Source organism: Sporocytophaga myxococcoides, from assembly GCF_000775915.1.
Taxonomy (GTDB): Bacteria; Bacteroidota; Bacteroidia; order Cytophagales; family Cytophagaceae; genus Sporocytophaga; species Sporocytophaga myxococcoides_A.
Genome location: NZ_BBLT01000012.1, coordinates 102,982 through 126,928, shown reverse-complemented (window position 1 = coordinate 126,928; position 23,947 = coordinate 102,982). Strand labels below are relative to the sequence as shown.

General features: G+C 37.4%; 19 protein-coding genes and 1 riboswitch. Of the genes, 17 read left to right on the top strand and 2 right to left on the bottom strand.

The window, feature by feature from the left end:
* Window positions 1-4: 4 nt before the first annotated feature.
* The 17 genes from prmC to MYP_RS22145 all read left to right on the top strand — a co-directional run bounded on the left by prmC (window position 5) and on the right by MYP_RS22145 (window position 19,006).
* Window positions 5-859 carry a peptide chain release factor N(5)-glutamine methyltransferase gene (gene prmC, locus MYP_RS22225; RefSeq protein WP_052430437.1) on the top strand — a complete coding sequence of 285 codons (855 nt, stop codon included), beginning with the start codon at window positions 5-7 and terminating at the stop codon, window positions 857-859.
* 196 nt (window positions 860-1,055) lie between these two features.
* Window positions 1,056-1,147: riboswitch (TPP riboswitch) on the top strand.
* A gap of 53 nt (window positions 1,148-1,200) precedes the next feature.
* Window positions 1,201-1,401 (top strand): sulfur carrier protein ThiS, encoded by a 201-nt coding sequence (thiS, locus tag MYP_RS22220; protein ID WP_045468623.1) that lies wholly within the window; start codon window positions 1,201-1,203, stop codon window positions 1,399-1,401.
* A gap of 25 nt (window positions 1,402-1,426) precedes the next feature.
* Window positions 1,427-3,286: a phosphomethylpyrimidine synthase ThiC gene (thiC, locus tag MYP_RS22215; protein ID WP_045468620.1), complete on the top strand. Its 1,860-nt coding sequence runs from the start codon at window positions 1,427-1,429 to the stop codon at window positions 3,284-3,286.
* 14 nt (window positions 3,287-3,300) lie between these two features.
* Window positions 3,301-3,939: a thiamine phosphate synthase gene (locus MYP_RS22210; protein ID WP_045468617.1), complete on the top strand. Its 639-nt coding sequence runs from the start codon at window positions 3,301-3,303 to the stop codon at window positions 3,937-3,939.
* A 2-nt stretch (window positions 3,940-3,941) separates the two neighbouring features.
* Window positions 3,942-4,697, top strand: a complete 756-nt coding sequence (locus MYP_RS22205) for a hydroxymethylpyrimidine/phosphomethylpyrimidine kinase (protein ID WP_045468614.1) — start codon at window positions 3,942-3,944, stop codon at window positions 4,695-4,697.
* A gap of 6 nt (window positions 4,698-4,703) precedes the next feature.
* Window positions 4,704-5,345, top strand: coding sequence for a thiamine phosphate synthase (locus tag MYP_RS22200; RefSeq protein ID WP_045468611.1), 642 nt, complete (start codon window positions 4,704-4,706; stop codon window positions 5,343-5,345).
* Between the two features lie 8 nt (window positions 5,346-5,353).
* On the top strand, window positions 5,354-6,127 hold the full coding sequence (locus MYP_RS22195; RefSeq protein WP_045468608.1) for a thiazole synthase: 774 nt from the start codon (window positions 5,354-5,356) through the stop codon (window positions 6,125-6,127).
* 2 nt (window positions 6,128-6,129) lie between these two features.
* A complete protein-coding gene (gene thiH, locus MYP_RS22190; RefSeq protein WP_045468605.1) occupies window positions 6,130-7,236 on the top strand; it encodes a 2-iminoacetate synthase ThiH in 1,107 nt (368 codons plus the stop codon).
* A 340-nt stretch (window positions 7,237-7,576) separates the two neighbouring features.
* The gene (gene moeB / locus MYP_RS22185) at window positions 7,577-8,695 is read left to right on the top strand and encodes a molybdopterin-synthase adenylyltransferase MoeB (protein ID WP_370568895.1); all 1,119 of its coding nucleotides are present in this window, start codon (window positions 7,577-7,579) and stop codon (window positions 8,693-8,695) included.
* A gap of 158 nt (window positions 8,696-8,853) precedes the next feature.
* Entirely contained in the window at window positions 8,854-10,326 is a 1,473-nt protein-coding gene (gene guaB / locus MYP_RS22180; protein WP_045468602.1) for an IMP dehydrogenase, read from the top strand.
* 142 nt (window positions 10,327-10,468) lie between these two features.
* Window positions 10,469-12,520 (top strand): GAF domain-containing SpoIIE family protein phosphatase, encoded by a 2,052-nt coding sequence (locus MYP_RS22175; RefSeq protein ID WP_045468599.1) that lies wholly within the window; start codon window positions 10,469-10,471, stop codon window positions 12,518-12,520.
* Between the two features lie 37 nt (window positions 12,521-12,557).
* On the top strand, window positions 12,558-12,899 hold the full coding sequence (locus MYP_RS22170) for an STAS domain-containing protein (protein ID WP_028979816.1): 342 nt from the start codon (window positions 12,558-12,560) through the stop codon (window positions 12,897-12,899).
* Window positions 12,889-13,305, top strand: a complete 417-nt coding sequence (locus MYP_RS22165) for an ATP-binding protein (RefSeq protein ID WP_045468596.1) — start codon at window positions 12,889-12,891, stop codon at window positions 13,303-13,305. Before MYP_RS22170 ends, MYP_RS22165 begins: the two co-directional genes overlap by 11 nt.
* Window positions 13,306-13,527: 222 nt before the next feature.
* Window positions 13,528-15,825: a peptidylprolyl isomerase gene (locus MYP_RS22160; protein WP_045468594.1), complete on the top strand. Its 2,298-nt coding sequence runs from the start codon at window positions 13,528-13,530 to the stop codon at window positions 15,823-15,825.
* Complete coding sequence (locus MYP_RS22155) at window positions 15,822-16,691, top strand: peptidylprolyl isomerase (RefSeq protein ID WP_052430436.1); 870 nt, start codon at window positions 15,822-15,824, stop codon at window positions 16,689-16,691. The genes MYP_RS22160 and MYP_RS22155 overlap by 4 nt, the downstream gene beginning before the upstream one ends.
* The gene (locus MYP_RS22150; protein WP_045468592.1) at window positions 16,672-18,030 is read left to right on the top strand and encodes a peptidylprolyl isomerase; all 1,359 of its coding nucleotides are present in this window, start codon (window positions 16,672-16,674) and stop codon (window positions 18,028-18,030) included. Before MYP_RS22155 ends, MYP_RS22150 begins: the two co-directional genes overlap by 20 nt.
* A 10-nt stretch (window positions 18,031-18,040) precedes the next feature.
* Window positions 18,041-19,006, top strand: a complete 966-nt coding sequence (locus tag MYP_RS22145) for an AAA family ATPase (protein ID WP_045468589.1) — start codon at window positions 18,041-18,043, stop codon at window positions 19,004-19,006.
* Window positions 19,007-19,083: 77 nt separating this feature from the next.
* Here the strand turns inward: MYP_RS22145 and MYP_RS22140 are convergent, their stop codons facing one another.
* The gene (locus tag MYP_RS22140; RefSeq protein WP_045468586.1) at window positions 19,084-19,971 is read right to left on the bottom strand and encodes a hypothetical protein; all 888 of its coding nucleotides are present in this window, start codon (window positions 19,969-19,971) and stop codon (window positions 19,084-19,086) included.
* Window positions 19,964-23,938, bottom strand: coding sequence for an AAA domain-containing protein (locus MYP_RS22135; protein WP_045468583.1), 3,975 nt, complete (start codon window positions 23,936-23,938; stop codon window positions 19,964-19,966). The genes MYP_RS22140 and MYP_RS22135 overlap by 8 nt, the downstream gene beginning before the upstream one ends.
* Window positions 23,939-23,947 lie beyond the last annotated feature (9 nt).

The window sequence follows — 23,947 nt, the reverse complement described above, 5'->3', positions numbered from 1 at the left end:
CTCCGTGCAACAACTCCCATCCAACCTCCATAAAAAACTATCTGCAGCCATCACCGCTTATGATAAAAGCGAAGCAGAGAGCATAGCTTATATACTGATGGAGCATTTCTGGAATCTGACTAAGACGGATGTACTGCTCAATCAATGGACAACAGAAGTTAATGAAGAACAACTCACTTCATTGATCAATAGAGTTAATACAGCAGAGCCTGTCCAATACATTACAGGGGGGACCTGGTTTTATGACAGGAAATTCAAAGTCAATAAAAATGTGCTGATTCCGAGGTTTGAAACGGAAGAACTTGTACATCTTATCATCAACGAACATAAGAAGGAACAAGATCTTCGTCTGTTGGATGCCTGTACAGGCAGTGGATGTATAGCGATAAGTCTCAGCGCAGAGTTGAATACAGCACAGACTTTTGCCGTTGATATCAGCACTGAAGCATTGAAGACAGCAAAAGCAAATGCCGACCTGAATAAAACCCCTATTAATTTTATCCAAGATAATCTTCTAAGTCCTGATTTAGAAAAGCTTCCTGAGAGTCTTGATGTTCTGGTCAGCAATCCGCCCTATGTGAAAGAAAGTGAAAAATCACTGATGCATTCCAATGTGCTTGATTATGAGCCTCACCTTGCCCTATTTGTTGAAGATGATAATCCGCTGATTTTTTATAAAGCCCTGGCAGGGCTTGGAAAAAAACTCCTGAAACCAGGAGGGAAAATCTATTTTGAAATCAATGAGCAGCTTGGAAAAGAAACTGCAGATGTCCTTAGATCTTTTGATTTTCAGAATATTCGAATCATTAAAGATTTGAATGGAAAAGATAGGATAGTGGCAGGAGAAAAAAATAATTGAACAAATTGTGTCCTTTAGGCTTATGCATTAGAATAAGTTTAATTAAAATAAGCATTAGCCATTGGAAAATCCTGTCCATCATGTAAATCCATTATTGATTACTACCTATAGTGGATTGATTAACAGTTACAATGTTTTTAATGCTTAATCCTGGTTTAATTTGGATAGGAATTAAAATTAACTTATTTTTACTTTCAAGCGACTTTAGGGGTGCCGGAAAAGGCTGAGATCATACCCTTGGAACCTGATTCAGTTAACACTGACGAAGGGAAAAGTTAAAGACCTCTCCTCTTTATCTCCAAACTCCTGAAATCGTTGCAATACAACTAAATTCCAAATAAATGGAAGTGATTGTCAACAACGAAAGAACACCAATTACATCAAACAAGCTTAGCGCTCTGTTGGACCAGCTAAACATCAAGGAATCCAAAGGCGTAGCAGTAGCTATCAATGACAGAGTTTTACCCAAGAAACACTGGCCAACTCAAACCCTCAAAGATCAGGACAAAGTAACAATTATCAGAGCCACGCAAGGAGGCTGATTCTTTATATTTTAACCATTTTAATATGAGAAAAGACAAAATTCCATCAGCAGAAAGCATCACAAGAGATCCATATACAGGGTCACGTAAAATCTATGTGAAAGGTACTTTCCATGATATAAAGGTGGCAATGAGAGAGATTTCTCTGACTGATACTGTTTTTAAATTCAATAACAATAAAACAGAGAAAAATCCTGCTGTCACAGTATACGATACCAGCGGACCCTACACAGATCCGGATGTTCAGATAGATGTTAAAAAAGGTCTTCCAAGACTTCGTGAAGAATGGATTCTTAAAAGAGGTGATGTAGAAGAACTTTCTGAAATATCTTCAGATTATGGTAAACAGAGATTCTACAATAGCGAACTTGATCACCTTCGTTTCGAACATATTAAAAAGCCGCTAAAGGCTAAGAAAGGTCATAATGTAAGTCAGTTGCATTATGCTAAAAAAGGTATCATTACTCCTGAAATGGAGTACATCGCCATCCGCGAAAATCAAAGAATACAGGAAGTGCAGAACCTTGGCTGTCAGCATGCTGGTCACAGCTTCGGCGCTAATACTCCTAAAGGTTTTATCACTCCTGAATTTGTAAGAGATGAGATCGCTGCAGGTAGAGCTATCATACCAAATAACATCAACCACCCTGAAAGTGAACCGATGATCATCGGTAGAAACTTCCTGGTGAAAATCAATGCCAACATCGGTAACTCTGCTGTAACTTCAAGCATAGAAGAAGAAGTTGAAAAAGCTGTATGGGCTTGCAGATGGGGAGCTGATACCATCATGGACCTTTCTACAGGAAAGAATATTCATGAAACAAGAGAGTGGATCATAAGAAATTCTCCTGTACCTATCGGTACTGTACCAATCTACCAGGCACTTGAAAAAGTAAATGGTAAAGCAGAAGACCTTACCTGGGAAATCTTCAGAGATACTTTGATCGAGCAGGCTGAGCAAGGGGTGGATTACTTCACTATTCACGCAGGTGTACTTTTAAGATATGTGCCGCTTACTGCCAAAAGAGTAACAGGTATCGTGTCAAGAGGTGGCTCTATTATGGCGAAATGGTGTCTTGCGCATCATAAAGAAAACTTCTTATATACCCACTTCGAAGAGATCTGCGAAATCATGAAAGCTTATGATGTTGCATTCTCTCTTGGTGATGGTCTGCGTCCAGGCTCTATTGCTGATGCAAACGATGCTGCTCAGTTTGGTGAACTTGAAACACTTGGAGAGCTGACAAAAATTGCCTGGAAGCATGATGTACAAGTAATGATCGAAGGTCCTGGTCACGTGCCAATGCACCTTATCAAAGAAAACATGGATAAGCAGTTGAAAGAATGCCATGAAGCGCCTTTCTACACGCTTGGTCCATTAACTACAGATATTGCCCCGGGTTATGATCATATCACTTCAGCTATCGGTGCTGCAATGATAGGCTGGTTTGGCTGCGCAATGCTTTGTTATGTTACCCCAAAAGAACACCTTGGTCTTCCAAATAAGAAAGACGTTAAAGACGGTGTAATTACTTATAAAATTGCAGCACACGCTGCCGACCTTGCCAAAGGTCATCCGGGAGCTCAATACCGCGATAATGCATTGAGCAAAGCAAGATTTGAATTCAGATGGGAAGATCAGTTCAACCTTTCTCTTGATCCGGATACTGCAAGAGAATTCCATGATGAAACACTTCCTGCTGAAGGTGCTAAAGTTGCCCACTTCTGCTCTATGTGCGGACCGAACTTCTGCTCTATGAAAATTACTCAGGATGTTCGTGATTTTGCAGAAAAACAAGGGTTATCAGAACAGGAAGCACTTGAAATCGGAATGAAGGAAAAGTCAGCCGAGTTCACGAAAACAGGAGGAGAAATCTACATATAGATTTCCCTGAATGCATGCAACTCATTGTCATAACGAATGAACAACCTTTAAGAAGGGAGCATGATTTACTTCATGCTCTCTTTGAAGAAGGTCTGGAAGTTTTGCATATCAGAAAACCCTTTAGCGCTCTTCATGAAGTGGAGTCTTATGTACAACGGGTAAATCCTGTATACTACAATAGAATCTCTGTTCATAGAATGCCTGAAATTGTTGAAAGGTTTCCTTTGCGAGGTTATCATTTCAGTTACGATGCATTCAAAGAAAGCAATGTAGATATAAAACTGATACATAAACTCCGGCAAGACCATCGTTTGATCAGTTGCTCCTGTCATTCTGTTGAAGATCTGAAAGCAGCTAAAGAAATAACGGATTATCAGTTCATCAGTCCGCTGTTTGACAGTATCTCAAAGACAGGGTACAAGGCAGGAATAGACCTCCATGAGTTAAGCAGGTTTCTGGCAGAACACAATACTGCGACATTCGGATTAGGTGGAATGGATGAGCAAACCATTCATCATCTTAAGAATACAGGATTAAGCGGGGCTGTTGTATTGGGGATTATCTGGAAGCAGTTTGCTGAAGATGCAGATGTAAAAAAAGCAGTTCAAAGATATATATTGCTTAGAGAAACGATAGCCCAAGTGGCTCAGTAAGAATGAACAGAATAAGAACAAAAGTTCTTTCCATTGCAGGATTTGACCCAAGTGCAGGAGCAGGAGTTCTTGCGGATATCAAAACTTTTGAATCGCATAAAGTTTATGGTTTTGGAGTGGTATCATCCTTGACGGTTCAGAATGAAAAAGAATTTCTTTCCAATCAATGGATTCCTGTTGATGCAATACTTCAGCAAATCGATGTGTTGTTGAAAGAACACAAAGTGGAGTTTGTCAAAATCGGATTGGTAGAAAGTTATGATGTTCTTCTGAAGCTTACTGAAGCGCTGAAAGGCTATAATCCCAAGATAAAAATTATCTGGGATCCTGTGATAAAAGCCAGTGCAGGTTTTACATTCCATGAAGATCAGAATCAAGAGAAAATAAGTAAAGCGTGTTCGGCTCTGCACATGATCACACCTAACTGGCAGGAAATACAATTCCTTGTTCCTGAAAAAGATCCGATGGAAGCGGGCAAATACCTTAGCAGATTTTGCAATGTTTATCTTAAAGGGGGGCATAATAGTAAAGATGAAGCAAGGGATTATCTGTTTTCAATGGATGGAAAAGTTTTTCCTTTTAAACCTAAAACGATAGTTGAATATCCTAAACATGGCTCCGGTTGTGTGCTGTCATCTGCCCTTACAGCAAATCTGTCCAAAGGTTATCCTTTAATAAAGGCCTGTATTAGAGCTAAAGACTACATTACAAAGTTCCTTGCAAGCAATCAAACCTTGCTGGGGAATCATAAAGGTTAAACTAACATGCGGATTTCAAGATTACATTATATAACACAAGATAATATTCCAGGCTATACTCATGCTCAACTTGCTGAAGAGGCATGCAAGGGTGGTGCAGACTGGGTACAGTTGAGAGTAAAGGGTAAAGGTACATCGGAGTGGAAAAAGATTGCGGAGGAGACGCTTGCTGTTTGTCAGAAGTACAATGCAAAACTCATCATTAATGATAATGTGAGGATTGCGAAAGAGATAGGTGCTGATGGTGTTCATTTGGGAAATGATGATATGCATCCTGAAGAAGCTAGGGAAAAGCTGGGGGAAAAGTTTATCATAGGAGGAACTGCCAATACTTTCTTTCACCTCGAATCCAAATTCCGGTTTGCAGATTATATCGGACTTGGTCCTTTTCGTTTCACCAGTACAAAGGAAAAGCTTAGTCCTGTGCTTGGTGCTGAGGGGTACAAGCAGATCCTTAGTTCATGCAAGAGTTCAGGGATAGATATTCCGATCATTGCTATCGGAGGAATAAAGGAAGATGATCTTGATGGAATTTTCCAAACGGGCATTTATGGAGTAGCTATCGCTTCAATTGTCAATGCTGCTGAAAACAAAGCTGCAGCAATGAAGAATTTTATTCAGCGTTTAGAAAAAGTGTCGCTTCAATAACTAATAATATGAAACCACTGGTAATTGCAGGCAAAACATTCAACTCAAGGCTTTTTACAGGTACAGGTAAGTTCTCTTCAGGTAAGCTGATGCAGGATGCTCTGCTGGCCTCTGGCTCAGAACTTGTTACTGTTGCTTTAAAGCGTGTCGATTTGAAAAAACAGGAAGATGAAATTCTTCCTTATCTGAATCATAGTCAGTTCAATTTATTACCCAATACTTCCGGAGTCAGAAATGCTAAAGAAGCCATCTTTGCTGCTCAGCTGGCAAGAGAAGCTCTGGAAACAAACTGGCTTAAACTTGAAATACATCCTGACCCTAAATACCTTCTTCCGGATCCTATTGAAACATTAAAAGCTGCGGAAGAACTGGTAAAACAAGGGTTTATCGTATTACCATACATCAATGCAGATCCTGTTCTTTGTAAAAGGTTGGAAGAAGTCGGAACTGCTGCGGTAATGCCATTAGGTTCTCCTATTGGCTCTAATAGCGGCCTGCAGACGAAGGCTATGCTTGAAATTATCATTGAGCAAAGTAAAGTTCCGGTTGTAATCGATGCAGGTATCGGCGCTCCGAGCCATGCTGCAGAAGCTCTTGAAATGGGAGCAGATGCTGTTCTCATCAACACGGCCATGGCTGTTTCAGCTGATCCTGTGAAAATATCGGTTGCATTTAAAATGGCTGTGGAAGCGGGAAGAATGGCTTTTGAAGCCAAAATGGGCAAATCGGTAAAGGAAGCAGTAGCGAGCAGTCCTCTTACAGCATTTCTTGACGAATTATAAATATGAACAGCTTTCTCAACGTTTTTGAAAGATATTCATGGGAAGAGGTGAAGACAAGCATCTATGCTAAAACAGAAGCAGATGTGCGCATTGCTTTGACGAAAAAGAAACGTGATCTTGAAGATTTCAAGGCATTGATATCTCCTTCTGCCGTCCCTTTCCTTGAAGAAATGGCAAGGCTCAGCAGAGAACTGACGCTGAAAAGATTCGGAAATACGATTCAGATGTTCGTGCCAATGTATCTTTCAAACGAATGTCAGAACATCTGCACTTATTGTGGTTTCAGTCTTGATAATCCCATGAGGAGGACAACCCTTACGGAAAAACAGATTGAGAAAGAAATTCAAGTAATCAAATCCTACGGATACGACCATATTCTTCTTGTTACAGGAGAAGCCAACAAAACGGTAGGCGTTGATTATTTTGAAAAAGCAATCAAGCAGATAAGACCTCACTTTGCCAACATCTCTATGGAGGTACAACCTCTGGATCAGGACGAATACGAAAAGCTTCTTCCTCTTGGTATTCATGGGGTATTGGTTTATCAGGAGACCTATCACGAGGAAAATTATAAATTCCATCATCCAAAAGGAAAAAAATCAAACTTCGAGTACAGACTTGATACTCCCGATCGCTTAGGAAGAGCAGGCGTTCATAAAATCGGACTTGGTGTATTGATTGGTCTTGAAGACTGGAGAACAGACTCTTTCTTTAATGCTCTTCATCTAGATTATCTCGAAAAGACTTACTGGAAAACCAAATACAGCGTTTCTTTCCCGCGTCTTCGTCCTTACGCAGGAAAAGAGCCGAAAGTAGACATGTCTGACAGAGAGCTCGTGCAGCTGATCTGTGCGTATAGAATTTTTAACGAAGAGTTGGAGTTGACTATATCTACAAGAGAAAGCGAGAAATTTAGAAACAACATCATTAAATTAGGAATCACTACTGTGAGTGCCGGTTCTAAAACAGATCCGGGAGGTTATGCATCCAATACCGATGCTTTGGAACAATTTGAAATTTCTGATGAAAGGACCCCTCAGGAAGTCGCTTCGATGATTAAAGATCAGGGATATGAGGTCGTCTGGAAGGATTGGGACCAGGCTTTGTAAGTTGTAAGTCATAAGTGATAAGTTTTAAGTTAAAGCAGAAAGCACAAAGCTTAAAGTACTTGGCTGGCGTTTTGTGGAGGAAGATACGCTTTCCTTTGTCATCCTGAGCTTGCGAAGGATCTGCGTTTTTAAATAAAGTCAGATTCCTCGTTCCTCGGAATGATAATTTGGATCTAGCATTCATATAGTCCTTGCTTGAAGCGAGGATTTCTGAGAAAAGGATTGGAACGCTTTTTTTTAACTTGAAAAGCCGAAAACTGATAATTATTCTGAATCAAGAGTATTGCGACGACGATCTTGTGATTATTTATTACCTGATACAACAATAATTAATATTGAAATGATGTTCAGCAGCGAAGAACTAAGAAGATATAACAGGCACATCATTCTGCCTGAGTTGGGAATGGAAGGACAGCAAAAGCTAAAGGCTGCAAAAGTAGCAGTTATCGGCGCAGGTGGACTTGGTTGTCCGCTTCTGATGTATCTTGCAGCCGCAGGTGTAGGAACGTTAGGTGTTATTGATGGTGATATCATAGAAGAAAGTAATCTTCATCGTCAGGTGCTTTACAATCAGGAAGATGTTGGAAAGTCTAAAGTTGAAACTGCTGCTGAAAAGTTAAGAAAATCAAATCCTTTTATTAATGTCATTGCGATTCAGGAAACACTTACTTCTGAGAATGCATTAACAATTCTTGGGAATTACGATATCATAGTAGACGGAACAGATAATTTTTCTACGAGATATCTTTCCAATGATGTTTCTGTTATCCTGAATAAACCGCTTGTATCTGCTTCCATCTTTAAATTTGAAGGACAGCTATCAGTATATAATTATCAAGGCGGACCATCCTATCGCTGCCTTTTCCCGGAACCTCCTGGCCCTGGTGAAATGCCATCCTGCTCAGAAGCGGGCGTAGTGGGTGTACTGCCGGGAGTATTGGGTACTTTACAGGCCAATGAAGTTATTAAAGTTATCACAGGAATAGGAGAGCCGCTTTCCGGGAAATTGTTAATCTTCGATTTGCTCACTTTAAGATCCTCGACTATTGCATTTCAGAGAAATGAAGAGAACTTCTCTATCACTAGTCTTGGTAATTATGATTTCAACTGCGAAATCCCTGAGCTTGAATTTGAACCCGGTTATAAAGAACTGACTGTGCAGGAGCTTAAAGCAAAGCTGGATAAAAAAGAGCAGGTCTTTTTGCTTGATGTGCGGGAAGAATATGAATATGAGATCTGTAACCTGGGAGGTAAGCTTATACCCGTAAATAGAATTCAACAGCAGGTAGATCAGATTCCGGATAATGTACCGGTGGTAGTATATTGTCATCTTGGAATGAGAAGCGCAATGGTTGTTAAGTTTTTAACGGAAGAATTTGGCTTTAAAAATTTATACAACCTGGAGGGAGGGATTCATGCGTGGTCCAAACAAATTGATTCTAATGTACCTGTGTATTGAACTATTCTTAAAAAGATAGAATTGATACTTAATATGTTTCCGGCTTAAATGAATTATAAAAGGGGAAAAATCCAATTTATTTATTGTTAAATAGCTTTTTATATTGAAAAAATTAAATTAATTTTGGCCGGCAAATAGATACTTTAAATTTATTTGCAATGTCTCTAGATTCTTCTAAATTCCTTTTTGAGGCCTTAACATACGACGACGTATTGTTATTACCTGCGTTCTCGGAAATCCTTCCACGCGAAACAAGTACAGTATCTCAACTTACCAAGAATATACAAATCAATATTCCGTTGGTGTCTTCCGCTATGGATACAGTCACTGAATATGAAATGGCAATTGCTATGGCTCACCTGGGAGGTATTGGATTTATTCACAAGAATATGTCCATTGAAAAGCAGGCCGATCAGGTAAAAAGAGTAAAACGTTCAGAAAGCGGTATGATTCTGGATCCTATCACTTTAAGTGAAGATGCTACTCTTGGAGATGCTCTGCAGATCATGGAGGAGTTTAAAATCGGAGGTATTCCGGTTATCAAGGGAGATGGAGTTCTTGCTGGAATTTTAACCAATAGAGATTTAAGATTCGAAAAGACAAGAAGTAAAAAGGTCAGTGAGATCATGACCAAAGAAAATCTGATCACTGCAAATGAAGGGATAGATCTTATAAAGGCTGAAGAAATTCTACAGGAATTCAAAATCGAAAAATTGCCAGTTGTTGATAAAAACTATAAGTTAATAGGATTAATCACATATAAAGACATCCTTAAGAAAAAAGGAAGACCAGAGGCTTGCAAGGACCAGTTAGGAAGATTAAGATGCGGTGCCGCAGTTGGTGTAACTCCCGATCTTATAGACAGAATTAAAGCTCTTGTAAAAGCAGGAGTGGATCTTATAAGTCTTGATACTGCACACGGACACTCAATATATGTAATCCAGGCTGTAGAAAAAATAAAAACAGAGTTTCCGAACCTTGAAGTGGTTGCAGGTAATGTAGCAACAGGGGAAGCGGCACTTCGCCTTGCAGAGGCAGGAGCGGATGCCGTGAAGGTAGGGATAGGACCTGGTAGTATCTGTACTACACGTATTATTGCAGGTGTTGGTATGCCTCAGCTTTCAGCAGTTTATGAATCTGCAAAAGCAGTTGAAAAATTGAATGTGCCAATCATTGCTGACGGAGGTGTAAGATTTTCAGGAGACATTGCTAAAGCAATAGCCGGTGGTGCTAGCAGCGTAATGGTTGGTTCTCTGCTGGCGGGAACTGAAGAGGCACCGGGTGAAGTAATCATATACGAAGGAAGAAAATTCAAATCCTATAGAGGTATGGGATCTCTGGAAGCTATGGAAGATGGATCAAAAGACAGATATTTTCAGGATGCAGAAGATTCGGTGAAAAAACTTGTTCCAGAGGGGATCGTTGGAAGGGTTCCATACAAAGGCCTCGTATCAGAAGTTATTTACCAGATGATTGGTGGTCTTAAAGCAGGTATGGGATATTGTGGAGCAAAAGATATAGACGCACTCAAGAAAGCCAAATTCGTAAAAATTACAGCTGCCGGAGTTAAAGAAAGCCATCCTCACGATGTTCATATTACCAGAGAGGCTCCGAACTATAGTTCCAGATAAAAAAACAAAATTTGTAAACCTTTTAGTATTTTCACCTTTTGTGTCATTGTTTTAATAATGATTCAAAAGGTGATTTGCCTGAAAGGGATTAAAAGTTGAATTAAAAGAAATTTTTTTAAACTCAAAGGATCTCTGATTTCGAATGTCTGTTAAAGGTTATTTTAAACTTTACCTGATAATTTCAATTGTCAGTTGGTTAGCCTTGGTTGTAGGGGACCTTCTGACATTATATTCATTAAGTCATGTTTTTGATTTTTATCTGACAGACTTCTGGAGAAATGTGCTTCTTACAAGTTTTTTTCTATTTACTTTCCTTCTGTTTAAGATAAATATTGGCCAGAAAAAGAGCTCTAATTTTATAGAGATGCTCTGGCAGGTATTCATATTCGGAGCTACAACTATTCTTATTAGTTTGCTGGTCAAGTTTATGCTGTTTTTGTTCGGCACCCCTGTTTTTAAGAAGAACCTGCTGTTCAATAACCTCATATACCATTTCAACATAGCATTGGTGACAATTTTTCTTGCCAATGGATTTTATGTATGGAAAAAAATGATTCTGTATCAGAAGAGCAAACAGCTCAATATGATATGGCTCGTATTCGAAATGCTGGCTCTGTTAAGCATGCTTTCCAATTTTGCCTATTTCGATATCTTTAATTTCAAGATATACCTGTACGCAATTCCGCTTTTCCTTTTCGGAATGATACTTTCTTTTAATCTTAAATGGGTAGCATTCCTGAATTATAAGCAAAAATGGCAGAGTATTTTGCTGATTGTGCTGATCATTGTAATTGGTTTTACCTTTTTGCAGCAGATTTATGAACAGCATTTTGGGACCATCCTTATTATAGACCTTGCTCAGAACCTGTTTATTGGAGGCGTTTCTTCCTTTATCCTATTAAACTGCTTTTCAGCGCTGCTTGTGTTATTATTCAATCTTCCCACATCCTCTGTTTTCGAACAGAAATTTGGCGAGGTAATGATCTTTCAAAAGCTGAGTCAGTCAATTCAGCTGGGAAATAAGGAAGATGAAGTACACGAAATTTTGATTGACAGTAGTTTGAGTACCATTTTTGCAAATGCTGGTTGGCTGGAGATTGTGGATGAAAAAGGTAATTTTAAGGCGTTTATCAACAAAGGGATAAGCGAAATTGATGTTTTTGAGATTAAAAAAGTCTTAAGGAAAAATCACTTTAATATTGATAATCAACCACAATATATAAAGGATGCTAAAAGTCTGGAGCATTCGGAAAGAATTCAGAAACTTCCTTTCAAATCCCTGCTGATTATCCCTTTATATAGCCACAAACAGAAGCTTGGAACTCTGGTCTTACTTAAAAATGAGACGGATGGGTTTGATAAAGAGATGGTTGATATTATCTGCAGTTTCGTGAGTCAGGCAAGTATTGCCATCAAAAACTTCAGATTAATCGATGAGGCTGTTGCTACAGAAAGATATCAGGAAGAACTTAAAATTGCCAAAGAAGTACAAAAAAGCCTTTTGCCTCAAAGTCTTATTTTTAACATCAACTTACAAATTACAGCTTTCACAAAAGCTGCAGATGAAGTGGGCGGTGATTATTATGATTTTTACGAATATTCTGATAAGAAAATAGCGATGGTAATAGGAGACGTTTCCGGTAACGGAACCTCAGCAGCATTTACCATGGCCCAGATGAAAGGGGTATTCCAAAGTCTGGTTCAGACAGAAATTCCACCTGACGAATTCATGGTCCAGGCAAATAAAGCCCTGGGCAGAGGGTTGGAAAAGTCTTCTTTTATTACTCTTACTTTTCTAAGTATCGATACAGAAAACCAAACGATTGAAATTGCCAGAGCAGGTCACTGTCCCGCCTTATTCTTTAATAGTCAAACTGGTGAGATAAGTTATTTGAAAAGCAAAGGCTTAGGGTTGGGAATTATCAGAAATAAGGACTATTCCAAGCACATAGAAAAGAAAAAAATAAGTTATAATAAAGGGGATATTCTGATTCTGTATACAGATGGAATTATTGAAGCGACCAATGAGTTAGGAGAGGAGTTCGGTTTTGATAAATTAAAAAATCTTTTATATCTTCACCACAGCTTAAATACCAAGGAAATCAGCAACTTAATACTCGAAAAGTTCTACGAATTCACAGAAACTCAAGCACTTCACGACGATTATACATTCTTAATAATCAAATTTGTATAAGCTGAAAACCAACTTTATTGAATAACCGTAAAAAGCAATGAATATTTCAATTGGGAAAGAAGAGGAAATTTACCTCATAGGAATTGAAGGTGATCTTGATGCCAGTTCTTGTATCAATTTAGACAAAGCAATTTCAGAGGCGGTTTCTGCAGGAGAAAAGAAAATTCTTATCGATTGTACAAATCTTAATTACATATCTTCAGCTGGACTGGGAGTCTTTATGTCTTACATACAGGACTTTGAAAATAACAAAATCTCAATGGTTCTGTTTAATCTAAGTAAGAAGGTAAAAAATGTATTTCAGATTCTGGGCCTCGATGAACTGATACAGATTGTAGATTCGAAAGAAGCAGCGAAGACATTAATAAATGAATCATAAATTGCGCATAGCTTGTACAAAAGAAAGCCTTAAAGAAATCAGAAAGTTTGTAACTCAAACCCTTACTGATCTTCATTTGCCTGAAATTGAGGTGAATATGCTTGTGCTTGCTGTTGAGGAAATTTGCGCAAATCGTATAATCCATTCCAATAACTGCGACGAAAACCAACATCTTAATCTCCTTATCTCTGAAAATTGCGACGGTCTTACTTTTGAGATTTCAGATCAAGGTGCTCCGTTTGACCATACTCAATATAGCGAACCGGATATCAATCAGCTTGTGAAAGAAAAGAAAAAGGGAGGATTAGGGCTGATGCTGGTAAACCGAATCATGGATTCTATTGAAGTTTTTAAAGAAAAAGACCTTACCGTATATCGCCTTTTTAAGAAATTAACAATTTGTTAGTTGTTTTTCAGCCAGTTTAAGGCTATCTTATTTACTTTATCCTGCTACAGACTAATTTTTATTAAAAAAAATCATTAAAATTGCGGCTGTAAAAAGAATTGATTGAAATTTTTTACCTGATTCAAGCGTTGTTTAAGCTAAAATTCAGCAGAAAAATTTCAATTTCTTAATGTTATTTTTTATTTACTGGAACCAGTATTCTTATAAAAGACGCAAAAATTTATGAAAAAGAGTTTTGTAGCATTTCTTTCAGCTGCCCTGATTGTATCAGGTTGTAAAACTTCCGAAAAAACTTCAAAAACTGCTACGGACCCATCTGTAGCTGTTATCGGTGGTCAACCGGTAAATGAAAACGAATTTGTTTATGTCTACAACAAAAACAATTCAAGCGCTCCAGATGCATATACGGAAAAAAGTATCAAAGAGTATCTGGATCTTTATATCAATTTTAAATTGAAGGTTAAAGAAGCTGAATCTCTCGGAATAGACACAACTACTTCTTTCAAAAGGGAACTTGAAGGCTATAGAAAGCAACTTGCTCAGCCTTATCTGACTGAAAAGGGGGTAACTGAACAGCTTATTAAAGAGGCTTATGAGAGAATGAAGGAGGAAGTAAAAGCGGCTCACATTCTTATCAATGTTAGTCCTGATGCTGATCCTAAAGATACACTTGCAGCTTTTAATAAGATAAACGAAATCAGACAAAAGGCACTAAGCGGCGAAAGCTTTGAAAAACTTGCAAAGCAATATTCTCAGGATCCTTCAGCTAAAACCAATGGTGGTGATCTTGGTTACTTTACGGCACTTCAAATGGTTTATCCTTTTGAAGATGCTGCCTATAAAACTCCGGTTGGTCAGATTTCTCAACCTGTAAAAACGAGATTCGGATATCATATTATTCAGGTTAAAGACAAGAGAAAATCACAGGGACAGGTTAGGGTAGCACATATTATGGTCAGAGCTACTAGCGGAACAGCTGAAGCTGACTCTTTGGCTGCGAAACAGAAAATTGACGAAATCTATACTAAAGTTCAAAAGGGTGAAGACTGGAATCAGTTAGCGAATCAATTTTCTGATGACGTTAACTCTAAATCAAAAGGTGGAGAACTTCCTTGGTTCTCTACAGGCCGTATGATTCCCTCTTTTGAAGATGCAGCCTTCGGTCTGGAAGTAAATCAGGTCAGCAAACCTGTTCAGACTCCTTATGGCTGGCATGTAATCAAGCTCCTTGAGAAAAAAGGTCTTGAGCCTTTCGAAGAACTTGAACCAACTTTAAAAGCAAAAGTATCTAAAGATTCAAGATCGGAGCTTAACAAAACCAGACTAATTGAAAGACTGAAAAGAGAAAATAATTTCACTGAAAATGTTAAATCTCTTGAACTTGCTATCAGTAAAACAGATTCTTCTCTTCTTGAAGGTAAATGGAATTTTACTCCTGATACTAAAAATAATCCTGTTCTTTTTAATGTAGGAAAACAAAACTATACTGTGAATGACTTTCTTACTTTTGTTAAAGAAAAACAAAGACCAAGAAAAAATTCATCAATCGCTCAGTATGTTAAAATACTTTACAAAGAGTATGCTGATCAGCAGTTACTAGGCTACGAAGAATCTCACCTCGCTGATAAATACGTAGATTATAAAATGCTTGTTAAAGAATACAGAGATGGTATCCTTTTATTCCAGTTAATGGACGAAAAAGTATGGTCAAAAGCAATTGAGGACACTACTGGATTAAAAAGTTATTTCAATCAGAACAGAGATAAATTCAAGTGGGACAGAAGAGTAGACGCTGTTATCTTCAATGTTAAGGATAAAGCAACACTTGAGAAATTAAAGGCTGAACTTGCAAAAGGTAAATTTGAAGTAAAAGATCAGAAACTTTCAGCAGTCAACTATAAAGCTAATAATTCTGATATCGAAGACTCATATAAAAAGGAACTTGATAAAGTGGTAAGCCAGTTACAGAAAGATAAGAATTTGGTGCTTGAACTTTCTGCGTCAGCTGAAGCGAAAGAACCAGCTACCCTTTCTCTTATGAGAGGTGCAGGAGTTTATAACTATATCAAATCTAAAGGTGTAGATTCAACCCGCATTATTATCAAAGATCTTGGAAAAGGAACACCTAAGAAAACGGAAGCAGAGAAAAATGCTGACAGAAAAGTTGGCTTGGTTGTGTACTCTACATCAAAGAAAGTTCTTGAGAATACTTTCAATCAAAATGCTCCGTTAACTCTTCAGGTAACAGAAGGTAAATTCCAGAAAGGAGATAATGAAATCCTTAACGCTATAGAGTGGAAAGAAGGAACTTCGCAGATTGAAAAGGATGGAAGAATCTACTTTATCAAAATTAATAAAGTAGAAGAGCCAAGACCAAAAACTTTTGAAGAATCAAGAGGTCTGGCTATTTCTGACTACCAAACTTACCTTGAGCAGGAATGGATTAAAGATATGAAGAAAAAGTATCCTGTATCCATTAATGAACCTGAGATTCAGAAACTAGTAAAGACAAAGAATTGAGAATTCCCTTCAAAATCTTTTTAGTTGTAATATTATTTGTCATTCAAAGTTGTCAGCTCTTCGTTACAAAAAACCAGGACTCTGACAGCTTTGAAGACAAACCTCTTGCTCGCGTTTATAATTACGCTCTTTATCCCTCAGAACTAGAATCCGTTATATCTGGCTTGCATGGACCCGACAGTGCAGCACTGGCAGATGCTTATATCCGGAAATGGACAACTCAGAAAATACTTTTAAGTCATGCGGAGTCTATTATAGATGAAAGCAATGAAGAAATCAATCAAAAATTACAAGACTACAAAGAGTCTTTACTCATTCATACTTTCAAGGAGCACTATGTCCGTGAAAAGCTGGATACTATGATTTCTGAGAAAGAAATCCAGGATTTTTATGACAAGAACATCAAATCGTTCGAACTAAGAGAGAATATTTTTAAAGGTTCTTTTATTAAAATACCTAAGGATGCTCCGAAAATCGATAAAATCAAAGCATTACTGGCATCCAATAACGAAAAAGATAAAACAGAGCTCAGATTGCTTTGCCTTCGTCTGGCTTCTTTTTATATTGTGGAAGATTCGCTCTGGCATAATTTTGATGAGACAATAAAAAATACGCCCTTTGATGAAATCTCCGGAAAAAGACAATTCCTGGAAAAAACAGTTTTAGGGGAGCGCGCTGACGACAGCAATTTGTATCTCATTAAAATTAAAGATTATAAAAGCAGCGAGCAGATTTCACCTTATGAATTTGCTCGTAATCAAATCAGAGAAACATTGCTGAATCAAAGAAAAATTAATCTTATTAAATCGCTTGAAGAAAATTTATATAAGCAGGCAAAGGAAAACAATGAAATCAAAATCAAGTAACACTATAAAGCTTTTCGTATTTTTTACTTTTATACTTTTAACTCTGATATCTGAATACTCTGCCGCTCAGGTTCTGGATAAAATAATTGTAAAAGTCGATAATGAGATTATAATGAAATCGGAACTTGAGATGAACTATCTTCAGGTTTTGGCAAGTCAGGAAAATGTAAGCGATCCTGCAAAGCTCAAGTGTCAGGTTCTGGAAACCTTAATCATCAATAAACTTCTGATTGCAAAAGCTGAAATAGATTCTGTAACTGTTGAAAAAGCCCAGGTTGATGAACAGCTAGACAGAAGAATGGCATACTTTATCAGTCAGATCGGATCAGAAGAAAAGCTTGTTGCTATGTATAACAAAAGCATTGACGATTTGAAAAAGGAACTGCGTTCACAGGTAAAGGAACAGCTGATTATTCAAAAGATGCAGGATAACATTACCAAGGATTTAAAGGTTACCCCCGGTGAAGTGAAGAGGTTTTTTAATGAAATACCTAAGGATAGCCTTCCTTATTTTTCAACAGAAGCAGAAATCGGACAAATTGTAGTGATCCCTAAAATAAGTAAAGAGAAAAAAAATGAAACCCGGGAGCAATTGGAGCGAATTAAAGCAAAAATTCTGGAAGGTGGAGACTTCTGTAAGATGGCAGGTATTTTCTCTGAAGATCCGGGCTCAGCTAAAAATTGTGGCGAATTAGGTTTCTTTAAAAGAGGAGAACTGGTGCCTGAATATGAAGGAGCTGCTCTGAAACTTAAACCTGGAGAACTTTCAGGAATAGTTGAATCAGAATATGGATTTCACCTGATTCAGATGATAGCAAGGAGAGGTAATGAATTTAATACCAGACATATTCTTATTAAGCCTACTTCCTCTTCACAGGACATGACAACTGCTGTGATGTTTCTGGATAGCTTGAGAACTGCAATCTTAAATGATAGTATTAGTTTTGAAAAAGCTGCAAAGAAGTTTTCAGAAGATAAAAGTACCAATTCAACCGGAGGTCTTTTTATTGACCAGGAAACAGGAAGTTCACATATTCCTATGGAAAAACTTGATCCTGTAACTTTCTTCCTTGTTGACACTATGAAAGTAGGTTCAATTACCAAACCTATTCCCTTCAATATGGAAGATGGGACAGAAGCATTAAAAATAGTTTACTACAAAAGTAAAACACCACCACATCAGGCAAATCTTGAGGACGACTATCAGAAAATCCAGAAAGCTACTCTTGCCGAGAAAAAGAATAATGCAGTCAATAAATGGTTTGATAAAAATAAAGGAGAAGTATTTATTGATATCGATGAAGATTTTAAGGACTGTGAATTGATGATAACCCAGTAAAAAGATAAACATGGAAGCGCAAAAATCTGAAGTGGCTCTGGCAGATGAATTTTTTGACACGAGTAAAAAGCTTAAAGCTGAAATATCTAAAGTAATTATTGGTCAGGAGGATGTTGTAAATCTTGTTCTCACAGCAATTTTTTGTCAGGGGCACTGTCTTTTAGTTGGTGTACCAGGTCTCGCAAAGACTTTGCTTATCAATACCATTGCTTCGGTACTAGACCTGAATTTTAAACGTATTCAGTTTACTCCCGATTTGATGCCTTCGGATATCGTAGGCTCTGAAACGCTTGATAATAACAGAAACTTTAAGTTTGTAAAAGGACCTATCTTTGCCAATATCATTCTGGCAGATGAAATAAACCGTACTCCTCCTAAAACTCAGTCAGCATTGCTTGAGTCTATGCAAGAGTTTTCTGTAACTGTTTCAGGTAATATATATAATCTGGAGAAGCCGTTTTTTGTGCTTGCAACCCAGAACCCGATAGAGCAGGAGGGGACGTATCCTCTTCCTGAAGCCCAGCTTGACAGGTTTATGTTTAACCTGTTTCTGGACTATCCTTCTTATCAGTCTGAACTATCAATAGTTAAAAATACTACAACGGCAAACCGCCCTATTGCTAACAAAGTTCTGGATAGAAATCAGATTCTTGCTTATCAGGATCTTGTAAGAAAGGTACCGGTACCTGATAATGTGATTGAGTATGCCGTAAAGCTGGTTCATAAAACAAGAGCAAAAAGTGAGCATGCTCCTGAAATAAGTAAAAAATATCTTGAGTGGGGTGCTGGTCCAAGAGCCTCTCAATACCTTGTTATTGCTGCAAAATGCAATGCTTTGATGCATAATAAATATTCTCCGGATATAGAAGATGTTAAGGCTATTGCCCCTTCTGTATTAAGACATAGAATAGTCAGAAACTTTAAAGCGGAGGCAGACGGAGTTTCTGTTGATGAGATTATTTCTAAGTTATTATAGTTAATAAGAATTTTAAAAAAACTTTTGCATCTGGGTTAATAAATGGAGCTATGGTTCATTTATTAACCCAGATTTTTTTATTTCTTTTGACTACTTGTTTTTGTCTTCCCTGTATCCTTAGGCTTACTTAACTCTGCTTCAATAATATCTCCCTGTTCATTGGATATGAGTAGCTTATTGCCTTCTAAATATTCTAGACCTTCCGACTGAATTCCCATTGCAAATGGTGTACAATATTGGGGAGTGAGACTCAAATGCTCTTTTTGATTTTCTGATTTGAATATGTAGATCCTTCCATAGGATAATAATGCAAGCTGAGTGTTATCTTTATTTAGAGCTGCACTGGTGATCATGCCTTCCAATGGTATTTCGGCAACTTTCTTTGCTACCTGCTCTCCGGATTCATCGGGAACCATATAAACCTTTACCGGGTTACTAGTTCTGTTTTTAGAGAATAGGTAAAAGTTGTTTTTATACCATACAAATGCTTCACAATCAAAGTCTCTTTCACCTTTTAATGGAGGAAAACTTTCCTGGTCTTCATAGGCGAAAAATACAATATCCGTAGTCTTGGAAACAGGATTGTATTTATAAATCCTTAGATTCTTACGTTTATTGTTATTGTTGCCGAAATCTCCGATACATAGATTTCCTGATCCATCTCTAGTCAGATCTTCCCAGTCTATATTGTTTGCATCAGGTATTACTATAGAGTCTTTTAGTGTACCTTTTTTATCTATTTCATACACGACAGGTTTTCCTCCTGAATCGTTATTAGTATAAAATAAGTCTTTGGCAGATCCATGGGTGATGCTGGAACTTTCATTCACCTGTGGAGGCATAGTGCCTGTTTGTTTGAAAGTATAAACTACTTCCTGAAAGCCAAAACCCGTGCAGTCTTTCCCCGCTGGACTAACCAAGCTTGTCATAGCAGTCAGACCTGCAATGATACTTAATTTAATCATGTTTGATGTGTGTTACTATTTTATCTTTGAATTGATTTCGGTCTGACCAGTACTGACGGCTGTTGAGCTTAAGATAACTCCAGTTTTTATTTTTCAAAGTCATCGGCAGATAAGCATGAAAATCTTTTATCGAAACAGATTGAAAGTATAAATTATCATCTGTTAATACTAATGAACGATATAGATTGTTTTCTGCAATTAAAAGATCAGAAAATGTAAATTCATTGGTAATTGTTTTGTTCTTAAGCTCTTTCTCGGCCAGCCTCTTGACTATAGCTGAAAGATAGATATCCGAGTTTTTGTCAGGCATTGAGATATTCTGTTTCGCTTTACCTTCGGAGATGGTATGAGCATATTGCAGATATGCTTTCAGTAACTTAGGCCCTTCATGTTTAGTGGTGCTCACATCCATTTCAGAGGGCAAAATGCTTGAAACAATATAAATCTTTTCCTTTGCTCTGGTAATAGCAACATTCAGTCTGTTGGCACCTCCGTCCATATTCAGTGCGCCAAACTGCATTGCCAGTCGGCCTTTCTGGTCCTTGGCATAACCGATCGAAAAGATAATGATGTCCCTTTCATCTCCCTGCACATTTTCAATATTCTTAACAAAGAAATCATCCGGTAATGCCATTGCACCAGAAGTTGTTTGTTCATCAAATAAATCCTGAATTAAGGAAGCTTGTGTGTAATTGAATGTAACGACTCCAATGCTTTTCTTTTCTTTCAGCAGTTTTTGAACAAGCATAACAATATGTGATGCTTCTTCCATGTTGGCACGTTTCTCCCACAAACCATCGAGTTTAATGAATTTTATTGCAGTATCATTACTGTTTATATCATTTTTATCCGGAATCATTTTTAGTCTGCCCTTATAAAAATGATGGTTGGAAAATTCAATTAAAGCATTTGTTTTACTTCTGTAATGTCCTTGGAGATAAACCTGCATTAGGTAATTCTGGCCAAGGTGCAAAAGAGATTCAACTTCTGCATCAGGATGATCATCCGTTTCATCATCAAACCTCACCTGATAAAGATCTGCTGGCTTGAGCTGCTTTTCATCTCCGGCAATAACAATCTGTTTACCTCTGTACATTGAAGGTATACCTCGCTCAGCAAAACACTGCGACGCTTCATCAAAGATGACTATATCAAATAATGGATCAAGTGGAAAAATACTTGAAACAGATTCCGGTGAAGCCATCCAGCAGGGGATCAGTTCAAACAATTCTTCATGAAATTCCTGAATTAGTTTTCTCAACGGCCAGATCTTCTTTTTCTTGCTGACCTGATGTTTAAGCTCTCTGTATGTTATCCTGTTGCTTAATCTGTTGTACTGTACTGCATTATATGTTCTTTCTTTGGCTCTTAATAGCAGTATTTCTTTGCTGATTTTTAACTTTGAATCAATGGAGCTTATAAGTTCATTTTCCAGCTGTTCAAGCTTAAAAGTGGCTGCTGCCTTTAATACAGGATACTTATTCTCTATATGATCTATCCATTCCAGGTAAAGACTATTCTTGAATATTTCAAGTGCTTTAGTACCATCTTCAGGTTCCTGTGATAAAAGCTTTTGAAGAGAAGTTTTCTCATGAGAAGTGAGCGTGTTTTCAAGTTCATCCATTTCCTTGAGAAAGTCGAAATCCTTCTTCAAGTTTATTTGCAGGGCTTCAGCAAAAGTATTGTCTTGTATTATTCTTTCGATCTGCGAAATTGTAAGGTGGTTTAACCATACTTTCTGTTCTTTTTGATATGCATTGGTTATTGCTATCAGCTTTTTCCAATTACTAATGAAGTCGTCATGAGAAGAATTTACAGAAACATATTTTTTTAATCCTCCTATATTAAAGCTCTTCAGGAGCTTTATAGCTTTATACAGATTGTCGAACCAATTTCTAAAAGTCGTAATATTGATAGAATCCGGTACATGTGAAACCCATGAACAGTCATTCAGTTCGCCAATGATTTTTTTATATAGGATTTTATTATAAATTCTTTTGGATAGTTCTTCCAATCCGTAACTGTCAGTCTTTAATCCATTGTTAGCAAGAATTTTTACTATTTCTGCTTTGTTTTTCGAAAAAACATTCCAGATGATTCTTGTAAAGATGTTCTGTTGTGCTTTTCGGGCTTTATCTATAACTGGAAGGATAGTATGAAGTCTTTGATCAGGTAAGCTGGTTTCTATTTCACCTTGAGAGAAACATTTTTCAATTTCCTGCTCTTTTTGTCTCAGCCAACTTACATCTGTTTTTTTGTTTTGTAAAAAAATAAAAGATTCAAAAATGTCCTTATCATTTAATAATTCCAGAAATTTGGCTATACTTTTCTGGTTATTTGAAACCACAACTATATCGGAAAGTGTTAAGGATTGTCCTGTGAGTGATTTAACCTCTTCAAGCAGGTCTGAAACATAGACAGGAATACTATCAATAAGTTTTTTAATCTCTCTTTGATCTGTATTAGACAGGTTCGCAAACGATTTCCGATCCTTCCAGACATAATTATCTTGTCTGAAAGAGTTGTATTGATAATAGAATTTTAATGTTGTTGAAAATGCCTCAAGAGTTTGCTGTGTAAAGAACTTGTATTCATCCTTTAAATCTATTAATTCTTTTTCAGGATCACTTTTGAGATATAATTGTTTTACGGAAATGCCAAATTCCTTTTCATCAAACAGGGCTTTTTTATAACTCTCCAGTTCTTCAGAAACCTGATCAATCCTTCTGCTTATTTGCAGAAAGTTACGTTCAAGAGACATTGCATCAAGACTGCTGTTTTCTACTTTATACTCATCAAGCCTGTCAATCTGTGATTCAATTTTAGAGTAAATTGTTTTTCTGTCGTTTTTAAAATCATGAACAAGGCATAGAAAAGACTCTATGCCAGTTTGCCTGAGTCTTTCATAAACAACATCAAGAGCTGCACGTTTCTGAGAAACAAGCAATACTTTTTTTCTTCTTGCAATAAAGTCGCAGATGAGGTTGCATATAAACTGAGATTTACCTGTACCCGGAGGTCCTTGCACAACGACAGACCGTCCGGACTTTACCGTCTTGATAGCATTCTCCTGAGACCCATCAAGCGGGAAAGGTGTAAAAGTTTGTTCTTCTTTTATTTTTATTTTTATTCCATTGGAAACGGGTAGTTCATCTGAAACATTAGCCTTTGTATCAAAGAATGAATTTAAATCTTTGAATTCATTTCTGTCTATAATACATTCATAATCGGGAACAAGGTAGGAGCCCGCTTGAGGAAACATTCCCAAAACAGCTTCCGGAAATAGTTTTAACTCTCCGTTAAAATGATTTTCTTCAAAGTCCTCTCTTGTATATTCTTTGAATGAAGTAAGCTTATCAGCCATAAGGTCCTGATTGAAGTTTAAAGAGATTGGGCTCTCTTTAAGCAATTCATATAATGCTGTGCGAAAGGCCAGGGGATCTCTGCTGAAATCATCAAAGTCTTCTTCAATCAATTCATCGCTAAGAGCTATTTTATTGAAATGTATATAAGCAAGCAGTAGACTTTTGTTAAAAGATATGTTCAGGTCTTTCCTGAATTCAAGCTTCCATGTAAATCCATTGTGAAGGATATTAACAGGAAAGAAAAGCAAAGGACATCTAACCAAAGTTCCATCCAGTAATTTCCCTTTTACAAATGGATAACCAACATAAAGATCTTTAGCTCCGCGTTCCTCAAAAACCAAAGCATCTTGCCTTTGTATCTTCTTAAGTCTGGAGCTGGCTTCGTTTATTTTTTCATTACGGCTATCTGCAATTTCACATAGATTTATTTCTGTCTTTCCGGCAATAAGCTGGCCCAGGATATCAAATGAAGGTTTCTGATAAACAAAATCAAGATCATGCAGATCCAAGTCTGAAGCTGTAAGCCTGAGCATGAGCAATGACTTGTTCTGACCGGTAAGATTCGTTAACTTTTTAAGATATGATTTTAAAACTTGCTGCATACTTCAGGT

Coding starts and splice junctions, on each gene's coding strand:
- MYP_RS22135 (WP_045468583.1), bottom strand. CDS start 23,938: ATGCAGCAAGTTTTAAAATCATATCTTAAAAAGTTAACGAATCTTACC.
- thiS (WP_045468623.1), top strand. CDS start 1,201: ATGGAAGTGATTGTCAACAACGAAAGAACACCAATTACATCAAACAAG.
- MYP_RS22160 (WP_045468594.1), top strand. CDS start 13,528: ATGAAAAAGAGTTTTGTAGCATTTCTTTCAGCTGCCCTGATTGTATCA.
- MYP_RS22195 (WP_045468608.1), top strand. CDS start 5,354: ATGAAACCACTGGTAATTGCAGGCAAAACATTCAACTCAAGGCTTTTT.
- thiC (WP_045468620.1), top strand. CDS start 1,427: ATGAGAAAAGACAAAATTCCATCAGCAGAAAGCATCACAAGAGATCCA.
- MYP_RS22140 (WP_045468586.1), bottom strand. CDS start 19,971: ATGATTAAATTAAGTATCATTGCAGGTCTGACTGCTATGACAAGCTTG.
- MYP_RS22205 (WP_045468614.1), top strand. CDS start 3,942: ATGAACAGAATAAGAACAAAAGTTCTTTCCATTGCAGGATTTGACCCA.
- MYP_RS22145 (WP_045468589.1), top strand. CDS start 18,041: ATGGAAGCGCAAAAATCTGAAGTGGCTCTGGCAGATGAATTTTTTGAC.
- MYP_RS22175 (WP_045468599.1), top strand. CDS start 10,469: ATGTCTGTTAAAGGTTATTTTAAACTTTACCTGATAATTTCAATTGTC.
- MYP_RS22165 (WP_045468596.1), top strand. CDS start 12,889: ATGAATCATAAATTGCGCATAGCTTGTACAAAAGAAAGCCTTAAAGAA.
- MYP_RS22170 (WP_028979816.1), top strand. CDS start 12,558: ATGAATATTTCAATTGGGAAAGAAGAGGAAATTTACCTCATAGGAATT.
- MYP_RS22150 (WP_045468592.1), top strand. CDS start 16,672: ATGAAATCAAAATCAAGTAACACTATAAAGCTTTTCGTATTTTTTACT.
- MYP_RS22210 (WP_045468617.1), top strand. CDS start 3,301: ATGCAACTCATTGTCATAACGAATGAACAACCTTTAAGAAGGGAGCAT.
- MYP_RS22200 (WP_045468611.1), top strand. CDS start 4,704: ATGCGGATTTCAAGATTACATTATATAACACAAGATAATATTCCAGGC.
- thiH (WP_045468605.1), top strand. CDS start 6,130: ATGAACAGCTTTCTCAACGTTTTTGAAAGATATTCATGGGAAGAGGTG.
- guaB (WP_045468602.1), top strand. CDS start 8,854: ATGTCTCTAGATTCTTCTAAATTCCTTTTTGAGGCCTTAACATACGAC.
- moeB (WP_370568895.1), top strand. CDS start 7,577: ATGATGTTCAGCAGCGAAGAACTAAGAAGATATAACAGGCACATCATT.